The organism is Microvirga sp. KLBC 81 (genome assembly GCF_003075415.1).
GTDB lineage: Bacteria > Pseudomonadota > Alphaproteobacteria > Rhizobiales > Beijerinckiaceae > Microvirga.
Genome location: NZ_QDAH01000123.1, coordinates 1 through 10775, shown reverse-complemented (window position 1 = coordinate 10775; position 10775 = coordinate 1). Strand labels below are relative to the sequence as shown.

Here is a 10775-nt window from a genome sequence, read left to right as displayed (position 1 = left end):
TGCTCCGCTCTGCCGATGGAAATCGGCGGGATCAGGTCACGTTGCTGCGACTCATCCACGCAAAGTGCGGGAGAGCCACACAATCGGGGGAAGATCAGATAACGGGTATGGCTACGTCGCCAAGCTGTTCCAAAAAGCGCTGCGGATGCTCGGGATGCGGCACATCCGCACTCGTCCTTACACACCTAAAACCAATGGCAAGGCCGAGCGCTTCATCCAGACACTCCTGCGGGAATGGGCCTATGCGATCCCATTCTCCTCGTCGGATGCTCGGGCCGCTGATCTGCCGCGGTGGCTGACCTGGTACAATCAGCAGCGCCCGCATGGTAGTCTCGGCCGACAAACGCCGGCTCAGGCTCTCGCCGGAACAACCTGATCAGAACTCACACCTAGCAAAGACGCATCTGCAACATGTACTGACGGCGGCCGCCATGAACCTCATGCGGCTCGGTGCCTGGTTCGCTGGCACGCCACTTGCACGAACGCGTCAATCCGCATTCACCAAGCTCATGATGGGTTCCATCCCAGCGTGATGAGTTCGCCAGCAGTATCAGACATAGATAAGCTTCATGCGTGGATTCTGTGGCTGAGTGAACCGTGGAATGAGGGCCCTCAGGGGAATCTTGCCCTATGCTCCGGTCAGCTGTGGCTGGAGACAAGGTGCAAATTCGAGAGAATAAGAGGTAAGCAATAATAACTATCCCTCTTCTGTTTGTGAGCAGTTTTTGAGTAGAAAGTCTTCAGCTTATACTTGAGATAGTACTTGTGCTTTCTATTCGAATAATATAAACCGTCAGGTGGTCAAGTCGGAGTATGGTATGGAGCCGCGCGCTATCTTTTTCGATCTTGGCGACACTCTCGGCGAAGCGAAACTTACAGGTGAGCCGAAGCGCCTTAAGGAATTTATAGTATACCCCTTTGTGCGTAATGTGTTAGAGACTTTAAAATCTGAAGGTAACCATCTCGGCATAATTTCCAATACTGGTGATGATGCCGGATCTGAAGTCGACAGTCTATTAGATAAAACTGGCATTCTTGAGTTTTTTGATTCGAATTTAAGAATTTACAGCAAGGACGTAAATCTCACCAAGAATTCGAAGGAAATTTTCGTCCTAGCTGCAGAGCGAGCCGGACTCGTAAATCATCCGGAATTTTGTTTGTATGTCGGCGAGGCTGCACACGAACGAGCCTACGCCATAGAAGCAGGCTTTGTTGCCTGCCCACACCCGCTCCTTGCTCGTGATGTTCTTAATGAGCACGCGCTTTGGTACGCACGGATTGTTGCGCCTGATTCGCCGGAGACATCTGATGCTGACTGGCGTGAGGCCCTCACCGAGTTGCCGTTGGTGCCACTGCACGTGGCGGGAGTTGGTGGAACGGTGGTATATGCGATCACGACGTCAGAGGTACTAGATAGTCTAGCGCATGCCGCAGATGGACCACTTGCCTCGCTTAACGTAGATGTTTTAGGTACGGCGGACCTGCCGAAGCGCACGGACCTATTTATCCTGCGAGACGATGCCGCCGCTGGCTCTGGCTTCCTCTCCCCGCGAGGAGAAGCAGCGGAACTGTTTATCGCACCTAGCCCGGCCAAGCCACCGCTCGCCATCAAAGCAACAGCCGAAGGCATTGTTGTCGCCTTACCTCCGGATCAAAGTTTGGAAGAACTGCATTTCAGCCAGACACGTCACGGCCACACACTAAAGCTTCTTCCCGACCCTGCCCTGCTGAAGGTTGCGCGAAAGGCACCAATAGGCTTCGCCACGGGCCATTTCAAAGCCGTAGTGCCAACTTTACCTGATGAAATCGCTCAAGAGCTTGGGAAAATTCAAGGTCCAGTACTGCTGGATCGCATCGAACGCTATAGTAACAAAAAGCCGCCTGGGTCAGGCGCCGACAAAAACATTGAAAGCCGTCATGTGGATCACCCTGACAATAAGAGAGCGGTAACGGCTCTAGCAGCCGAGTTCGAGAAGCTTGGCAGTGGTCGAATGGATGTAAGCTTTCATCAGTTCACTCACAGAGGGCAAACGCTGCACAACGTCGAGGCTGAACTCCGCGGCGAGTCAGAGGAGCTCGTCTTAGTTACAGCACATCTAGACTCAACTGCGGCGAATAAGAAACCGTACCATGCAGCTCAGCACCCTGCACCTGGCGCCGACGATGATGCTAGCGGCGTAGCGGCCGTGCTTACCCTTGCCGAGCGCATCCTAGCTATAACTGCAGGTGCACGGCCAGCCCGAACAATTCGCTTTGTGCTGTTCAACGCTGAGGAAGAAGGGCTAGTGGGCAGTCGGGCCTATGCTCGCCTTCAGCACGCTCTGGGCGCCCAGATCATCGCTGTATTTCAAATGGACATGATCGGTTTTAACCGACAGGCACCAAACTCCTGGGAGCTGCACGCGGGCTTCTCTCCCTCACGGGCTGTTGAGGAGCAATCGGAGGCACTGGCCGAACTTGTGCGCATAATGGCGAGCCAAGTATCCCCGGATCTGGCCAGGGCCCAGCTTTACCCGAAAGACGAGCCGTCAGGCGGAGATCCCGCTGACGGCCGAAGTGATCATACCTCATTTAACGAGCATGGATATGCTGCGTGCTGTGCAAGCGAGGATCTGTTTGCTGGTCCGCTTGGAGCTCCGGCGGAAATGAACGAGTATTATCATCAACCTGATGATGTCTCAGAAAACATAAACCCGAACTACGCTGCTGATATAACTCGTGCAGTCGGCGCAGCCATCTCAATGGTGTCGAGCGGGCGCTCTGATACAGCATTCACGACTGCTTTCTTATCGCGCCCACCAAGCTTGATTCCTACTCCAGAAGCGGAAGAGTTTGACGTTGCTGTAGTGGGTGCCGGCATATCTGGTGTTCACGCCGCCTGGCAACTCCGCGAGTTTGGCCATCTTAGCCCTAGCCTAAGCGAACTCGCGCAGCGGCATCCCGACCGGCGATTGCGAGTCGTGCTGTTTGAGCAGAGCACCCGAGTCGGCGGCAGGCTCTACTCTCAAGTGCTACCGGGTACGCCTGTTAATAGGCCAGTTGAACTCGGCGGCATGCGGTACCTCAATAGTCATAAGCTGGTAAATAGTCTTGTGGCAGAATTCGGGCTGGAGTCCCGAACTCTGCCGGTAGACGATTCCAAAAAACGGCACCTGTTTTACTTGCGTGGGCAGCATTTCACGGGCGCCGACTGGGATCGTCCATCCTTTGTGCCACCTTACCGATTAGACCGCAATGAACGGGTTAGAAGTCCGGGGCAACTGCTCATCGAGGTTGCCTTGCGTCACCAAGCAAGGGTCGCGGCCGAGCCGGAGCGCTACCGAAATACCGGCTTTTGGAACTTGCTCCTTGATGAGCTGAGCGAAGAAGCATTTCTTTTGGTCCGTGATGCCGGAGGTTACGAAACAATTGTCAGCAACTGGAGTGCAGCTGACGCAATTCCGTTCCTTCTTGCTGACTTTGCTCCCGGTGCGAAATACTTAGCATTGAACCGTGGGTTTCAATCGTTGCCACTTGAGATCGAACGACGCTTCCGCGACGAGTGCGGCGGTGAAACCCGGATGGGTCATCGGCTTCATAGGGTCGATCGACATGCAGAAAAAGGCCTGCAGCTTGTTTTTGACGTAAATACCCAGGGTAACTTTTCAACATTCCGACGTGCACGGAATCCGCACATTTGTCACGCTCGGCATGTTATACTTGCCTTGCCGCGCCGAGCAATCGAACTTATGCATCCAGAAAGTTTCATATTTGATCCTGCCATATATAACGATGAGCCTACAAATCGGCTGAGGGGCACACGTAACTTTGAGGAGGATTTGCGGTCTGTTCTACCACAGCCTGGCTTTAAAATTTTTGCGGCCTACCGCCAACCGTGGTGGCAGAAGACGCGGTGGGTTAGGACAGGCAGGTCGGTGACCGATTTGCCTGTGCGCCAATGTTACTACTGGCATACGACAAGCAATCCTCAGACAGGCTCAATTCTTATGGCGAGCTACAATGACGGCTCCTCGGTCGAGTATTGGGCTGGCCTCGCACGCGATCCAACTCGGTATCAGCCGCCTGTTGCTGCTGCTCTGCCAGGCGTACCTGTGTTCGACATAACGCACCCCTCTGTTGCCGGGGCCTCACTCGTCCGTGAATTGCAGGATCAGCTGCGCGAGCTACACGGCCTTTCGGATACCGACATGCTCATGCCCTACGCCGTAGTTGCTCAGGATTGGACGCAGGATCCGTTCGGAGGTGGTTGGCACTTTTGGAAAATTGGCGAGCGCTCAAGCCAAGTAATGCAACGAATGCGTAAGCCGTTTACCAACGTACCCCTATATATCTGTGGCGAAGCGTGGTCGAGTCAGCAAGGTTGGGTTGAAGGCGCTCTAGAGACTGCCGAAGTTATTTTACTTCAACATTTCGGATTGCCTCCGTTGGTTGATCGGCTGACAGGCGCAAAAGCTGTTGCAGAACTCGTCTAGATCCCAGGATCATCAGCAATGCCAGATGTATACACTGTATCCGACTATATCGTTGATAGACTTTCTGCGCTTGGACTCAGGCACATCTTTGCAGTTGCAGGAAACTACACTGCAAGCTTTTTGATTACTGCCCAGGGCTCGGGAAAAATCACCTGTATTGGCACCACAAACGAAATGGAGGCGGGCTATGCAGCTGATGCCTACGCCCGTCTCAATGGGCTGGGCGTGGCGTGTGTCACTTATGGGGTTGGCTCACTAAGCCTACTTAATGCCATAGCTGGAGCTTACGTGGAGCGCTGCCCTGTTGTGGTGATCAATGGCAGCGCCAATGCCAAAAAGGCTGAACAGCTTGTCCAGCAGGGTGTTCTCTTCGCACACGCCATCGATCCCTTGCGTACGGACGAGCTCATCTTTCGCCCGATTACGGAGGCCACCGCTGTCATAACGGACGGCGAGGACGCCCCGGCACAGGTGGATCGCGTGCTGCGTGCGTGCCTCGCATCAAAGCGCCCAGTTTACCTAGAAGTCCGTGATGGTGTTTGGGAACACTCCTGCAGTCGCCCTGAGCACCCGGAACTGCCGCTCGCACGACTGCCGTCTGACCAAGCACACGAGAAGGCTGTCGAGGCTTCTGTGAAGAGTGCCGTGGATCGCGTCACAGAGCGGCTACGAGCAGCGGAGCGCCCCGTCCTTTGGGGCGGCGAAGAGCTACAGCGCTTGGGTGTCGAGGATGCATTCGAGGAGCTGGTCAGCCTCACACGACTGCCGTACACGACAACGCTGCTAGGTAAATCGCTTATTTCTGAGGATAATGACAGGTTTATTGGTGTATATGACAGCCTTTGGGCACCTGATAATACAAAGAAAGTTGTAGAAGGCGCGGACTGTTTGATAGCACTTGGGACAATCCTTTCAGACTTCTACGGCTCCCTGGTGCAGAAGAGCTATGAGCGAATGATTTTAGCTTCCAGCGACGCTGTCCGCATTGGTCACGAAGTTTTCCAGCATGTACCTCTAGACCGATTCATCCGCGAACTTGTCGAACGGTGTCGACCGGAAGCTGACGGCGCTGTCCGCAGTTGGACAGCGCCGCCAGGGTTTCACGCCGCCCAACGCACACAATTAACTGCTGAGCTTCGAGCTTCAGCAACAGCGATGGTGCAGGCTAGTGTGACAGGGGCTGCTGACCCAGATCTGACTTGGGAGACTTGTTTCCAACTTCTGCACTCATTTGTCGATGAGAACATGCTCGTAGTCGTCGATACGAGTTTCGCATTGTTCCCCGCTGCCGAGCTCTTGATAAGGAAGCGCAAGCATTTCATCGCACAAGCGGCTTGGCTGTCGATAGGGTACTCAGTTGGCGCCGTCGTAGGAGCTAGTATGACGCTATCCGAAGGAGGTGGCAAACGTGCGGTAGCACTTGCGGGCGACGGTGGATTTCAAATGACTGCAACAGCACTTTCTACGCTTGCACGTTATAGGCAGCCCGCGATCGTGTTCGTATTTGACAACGGCCTCTACGCCATTGAGCAGTTCTTGGTAGACAAGACTTACTATCAAGATGCTGCGAAGCAGCCAGTGTTTTTCAACGAGCTAGCACGCTGGGATTACGTCAAACTTGCGGAGTCACTGGGTTGCTCTGGCCGCCGAGCGAGAACACTCAGCGAGCTTCGTGCAGCACTCGATCATGCTAAATCGTCAACTGACCAACCTTGCCTGATTTCCGTAGACCTGCCAGCACGCGATGTGCCTCCGGAGATCCGGGCGAGCCTTCAGCCACTTAGCCACGCAGCTTTGGGGTCCAAAGATAATGAGCCAGGGGGGCAGATAGCTGTTGCCGGTCTGAACTAGGGTTGAGCGTTGCAAGACGCAGAACAGAAAATCTCTGCTCTGCTTTCGTCGCGAACACGATACAGGAGGTACGCACCATGTTGTACAAATTCAATAGACTTAACTGCCGATGCTGCGAACGCCCAACGATCTGCTATGTAGTCCCGCCCTACATTTTGAAGCACTTGGCTGACACTGCCACAGATCCACAGCTTCAAGCTGCTGCGAGCCAAGCATTGTTTGAACGAAAAGCTGTACAACAAACTCGTAACTTTTGGGCGAGTCAAGCAGCCCAACCACCAGCAGCGCCGGCAGCAGGAGCTGCGCCAAGCCCCACTAAGAACAGGCAGATTTGGGATTGTGAAACCACGCTAAATCTTCAGTTTAAACATGTGCGTTCAGAGGGTGAAGATCCTACCGGGGACGAAGACGTAAACGCTGCCTATGATCTTTCAGGCGAAACGTGGGATTTTTACCAAAAAGTATTCGGTAGGAACTCTATCGATGGCAGAGGAATGGATCTCATTTCCGCGGTTAACTATCGCAACAATTACAACAATGCCTTTTGGAACGGCGAGCAGATGACGTATGGTGATGGTGATAATAAGCTGTTTGCGAAATTTGTTCACTTTGTTGACGTTGTTGGCCACGAACTGACACATGGAGTTATTCAATTTTCTCCCGCGAACTTGCGCTATCAAGCACAATCCGGAGCGTTGAACGAGTCAATCGCCGATGTTTTTGGTTCACTTATCAAGCAGAGAATGAATGGCCAAACCGCGGAGCAGGCTGACTGGTTGCTTGGCAAGGGATTGCTCGTGCCAAAAGAAGGCGCGGTGCGGACAGCTCTGCGGTCGATGAAAGATCCAGGAACAGCCTATGATGATCCAACGCCAAACGGTCTTGGTAAAGATCCACAACCGAAGGATATGGATGGCTACGTGGAACTGCCTATTGATGATGATAACGATTGGGGTGGTGTACATATCTACTCTGGTATCCCAAACAGGGCCTTTTACCTGACGGCTGTGGAGCTCGGAGGTAATGCTTGGGATCGTGCCGGCAAAATCTGGTACGGTGTACTCACCGGCGGCAGGTTGGGGAGGGACGCAACTTTTTCCGAGATGCGCGCGTTGACTGTAGATTATGCGCGTCAGCATTTCGATGAGAACGTTGCAAGAGTAGTTAGTGCTGCTTGGGACGAGGTGAAGGTCGAAGCTCCCAGCGCCTAAGGTCAGCCATAATGGCGAGTTGCGGCTGTAGCAGAGTGCTGAAAAGGTCGCGCAACATACCATGAATGGTGACTGTGGCATGTTATGCACCCTTACACCTTGTGGGTCGCTTGGCTTTCTTAGCACCTTGGCAAGAGCCTGGACCGAATAGGATCAGGCTCAATTTATGGCAAGTCTTGTTGACCAGGAGCCTACCCAGGCAAGTGGCCCGGCTCCCTTAAGCGGAGGACGCTGGGCTTGCCGCTGATAGGTTCTCGTCACCGGGACGTAGCTTGGTCCGAACTCTAGTTAAGGCTTCATATTCTAGGTTTATCAGCCATGCCGGATAGCGATCCAAAGTTCAAGGTCACTTGGAAGTTCGGGAATAGCTTCATGCCCGCGCAAAGTTCTACGGCTCAAGTGCCAAAGGATAAGGAAGCTGAATTCGAGGGTTTACTTGAACGTTCAAGTTTTTTTGATTTGCCGTCGGTTTTACCACAGGAACCGATAGCTGCATCTGCTGGCAATACAAAGATAACTGTTTCAGATGGACAAAGAACACACACTGCCAATGTTTTCAACACTGATATGACTCAGGAACTTGCTGACCTTAGTGACTGGATAGCCAAAAATTTAACGCCAGAAGGCAATTGATAAAGGCTCGCCATTGTGAGATGCTTTTGGTTAGCTGTCAGGATTGTCGCTACTAAACGCTTGAGCCCAACATTGCGATGCTAGGCTCTGGAAGATCGCCCGCTTCGGTGCGTACGGAGCCGCGGGATTGGCAGCCATGGCTGGATTAACGATTGTGCCAGTGAGCGGCGCGGCCCAAGGCCTCTTCGAGAGCCTGCTGTCCACACCGGCTGGAGACTGGGTTGCGATCGCAGTTGCGGTTCTAGGGCTCGTCGTTACAGTCTTTGTCACCTATGTATTCAGTACGAGATATGAGCGCAGCCAAGAAAGAAAAAAGCAAGAAGAAGCACAGAGCGGCCTCGAAGCCAGCAGCGATGAGGCAGTCCCCGTTGCCGCTCGGACGATCGAGAGATATCTTGATGAGGTCGGACGCACTATGGCGGCGCTCCATAAAATCCCTGACGAGAAAAAGATCGGTGTTGCGGACAAGCTTCGCGAACTTATCACCGAACTGAGCGCGACGCACAGAACCCTAATCGAGAGCACCGAGTTCCTCGTGTTGAACCGGATAGAGGGCGATTTCAACGAGAAGGTTCAGGAGGCGCAAGCTCGCCTATATCCTCTTGTAACTTCGGAAGCGGCGCTGAACGGGGCTCGCACCCACTGCCACCGGGTCGCAGGCACAGCATGGGAGTTCCGTACGCGCTTAGATACAGAGCGTAAGAACGATGCCCGCCTCCATCCAATCGAGCCCGAAGTGATCGACGCCCTGGTTAGACTCGAGAACGCGATGATCCAAGCTGACAGGGAGACCATCTTGCCTGGCATGCAACTGCTTCTTGCGTCGGCATGGCAGACTATTGAGGACATTGGCGCGCTCTTGAACGCAGGGGAAGAAATGGCTGCACGCAAACTGCGGCTACTCGCAAGACGGCGGCTAAGGAAGCTCCACGAAGACATGCGCGTCGCACTGCGTCAGATGGACGAAATGGCAGGCTTCCTCGACCAGAGAGGGGGGCCACTTCGCAGCGTAACGCCTTGATCTCGTCCGCGGTGGCATCCTGGGGCTTATTGCAAACTTCCGGCGTTTACCTCGTACTTAACCCATGCCGGTGAAGAGACGAGTCGCGAAGGCGCGGGGCCATCGCATCACCCCGGAAGCAGTCGAACTGTGGGTGGGACTGATCGAGATCATGGAAGCAGGCGAGCATGAGAGATTTGAGCCGCATGGGCTACCGCACCATGTGGGCGGCTGAAGGCGACGCCGCCATCCGCATCGTCGTCGATATCGCTCGGCTCACCCCAGGAGCCGCCATCTTCGGCACTATCCTCGCCACCGTCAGCGCCTGAAGACCACCGCGCGTTCAAGGCATGGGTAATTGCCTTCATGCGCCAGCAAAGTCAAGTTACTGGTGTATGAATTGTTGAGAGCTTGGGGAAACCTTATGAATACATCACGAATTCGCAGTTGGTTAAGCAGACATTCTGTATCTATTGTATCGCTTGGCATTTTGACCGCAACGTTCTTCCTAAAGAAATACCTTGAGGGTGATATTGGATGGAAGCTGCTTCCGGGTGAATTTCTGCCAGAGGCGCTTGGTATTGTCTTTACAGTTTTGCTAATAGATCGACTAATTGCTACACGCGATCGACAAAGCACGCAGTTGATCCGACTTGCCGCATACAACGAAGCGAATCGTATGTTAAGTTTCTTTATCGAGACCTGGGAAGACATACTTAAGCATTCCTTGAATAGACCCATTCGACCTGATGAAGATATATTTTCCGACGAAAGTATCCGTTCAATCGAATTCAATTTTAATCCGGATGATAACAGAGCAGTGTTTCCACCGTACACATGGAGAAAACATCTATCAAGTTTCCCTGAACAAATCTCAATACGAGTCGATAAACTAATCCAGCGTTATGGAGTACATTTAGACCAAGATTTTCTCACGTCTATTATCAATTTGGAAAATATTGAAGCCATAAAAAAATGGGCCGTACTCGACAAACTGCCAGATTTATATGCCGGACGCCCACCGAGATCAATATTCATACATGGCACTGGCGCCAGTTTCAAACAAGAAGTCCTTCCAGCTGTTAACACGCTCTACCAAGAACTTAAATTATTGGGGGAAGATCTAAAGAACGTCGGAGGTAAGGCCCCCCTACTGAGGAGAAGGTGGTAATCATTTGTTTGTTTACGGCGCGTCCATGGCGAAGTATCTTAAGTCAAAGCAAATCGGGGGCACGCAGAATGGCAAAACGTCCAATAAGCAGGAAAACAGAAGTTATAGAGCAAAAGTATATCCTAGATCATATAGATAATATCCACACGCCAGATTCATGGGCTCGTGCAGTATTAGAGCGAATATTGCACAAATTTGCTGAGAGTGACGACGCTAACCCTATTAGCGGTGATTTCAAGATAGAAAAAATTGACCATGGATGTATTAGAGTTATCGCAAATATTGCGGGACAGGAACACATAATACATGTGCCTGGCCCTCCCAGGACTACCTTATCCAGGTTCTAATGCCACTTTGATTTAGATGCCGTAATGGGCCTGCCGCTCACGCAGTAGCGGAGCGGGTGGCTGTCCCTCAGAGTGATGTGTGTTGAAACG

The 10775-nt window shown here is 52.8% G+C and carries 8 protein-coding genes; all 8 read left to right on the top strand.

Going from position 1 to position 10775, the window contains the following annotated elements; translation table 11 throughout:
• Positions 1 to 376 (top strand): integrase core domain-containing protein (locus tag DC522_RS35540; protein ID WP_133239421.1); only part of this gene is annotated, 376 nt, incomplete at its 5' end.
• 442 nt (positions 377 to 818) lie between these two features.
• Positions 819 to 4472: a M20/M25/M40 family metallo-hydrolase gene (locus DC522_RS30760; RefSeq protein WP_116532286.1), complete on the top strand. Its 3654-nt coding sequence runs from the start codon at positions 819 to 821 to the stop codon at positions 4470 to 4472.
• Positions 4473 to 4490: 18 nt separating this feature from the next.
• Positions 4491 to 6323 carry an alpha-keto acid decarboxylase family protein gene (locus DC522_RS30755; protein ID WP_116532285.1) on the top strand — a complete coding sequence of 611 codons (1833 nt, stop codon included), beginning with the start codon at positions 4491 to 4493 and terminating at the stop codon, positions 6321 to 6323.
• A gap of 164 nt (positions 6324 to 6487) precedes the next feature.
• On the top strand, positions 6488 to 7534 hold the full coding sequence (locus DC522_RS30750) for a M4 family metallopeptidase (protein WP_245444700.1): 1047 nt from the start codon (positions 6488 to 6490) through the stop codon (positions 7532 to 7534).
• A gap of 318 nt (positions 7535 to 7852) precedes the next feature.
• On the top strand, positions 7853 to 8167 hold the full coding sequence (locus DC522_RS34445; RefSeq protein WP_133239420.1) for a protealysin inhibitor emfourin: 315 nt from the start codon (positions 7853 to 7855) through the stop codon (positions 8165 to 8167).
• Between the two features lie 127 nt (positions 8168 to 8294).
• Positions 8295 to 9188: a hypothetical protein gene (locus DC522_RS30745; protein ID WP_133239419.1), complete on the top strand. Its 894-nt coding sequence runs from the start codon at positions 8295 to 8297 to the stop codon at positions 9186 to 9188.
• A gap of 167 nt (positions 9189 to 9355) precedes the next feature.
• Positions 9356 to 9496, top strand: a complete 141-nt coding sequence (locus tag DC522_RS35175; protein ID WP_165820391.1) for a hypothetical protein — start codon at positions 9356 to 9358, stop codon at positions 9494 to 9496.
• Positions 9497 to 9591: 95 nt separating this feature from the next.
• Positions 9592 to 10338, top strand: a complete 747-nt coding sequence (locus DC522_RS34440; RefSeq protein ID WP_133239418.1) for a hypothetical protein — start codon at positions 9592 to 9594, stop codon at positions 10336 to 10338.
• The last annotated feature ends 437 nt before the right edge of the window (positions 10339 to 10775 follow it).

Coding starts and splice junctions, on each gene's coding strand:
- DC522_RS34445 (WP_133239420.1), top strand. CDS start 7,853: ATGCCGGATAGCGATCCAAAGTTCAAGGTCACTTGGAAGTTCGGGAAT.
- DC522_RS30760 (WP_116532286.1), top strand. CDS start 819: ATGGAGCCGCGCGCTATCTTTTTCGATCTTGGCGACACTCTCGGCGAA.
- DC522_RS34440 (WP_133239418.1), top strand. CDS start 9,592: ATGAATACATCACGAATTCGCAGTTGGTTAAGCAGACATTCTGTATCT.
- DC522_RS30755 (WP_116532285.1), top strand. CDS start 4,491: ATGCCAGATGTATACACTGTATCCGACTATATCGTTGATAGACTTTCT.
- DC522_RS35175 (WP_165820391.1), top strand. CDS start 9,356: ATGAGAGATTTGAGCCGCATGGGCTACCGCACCATGTGGGCGGCTGAA.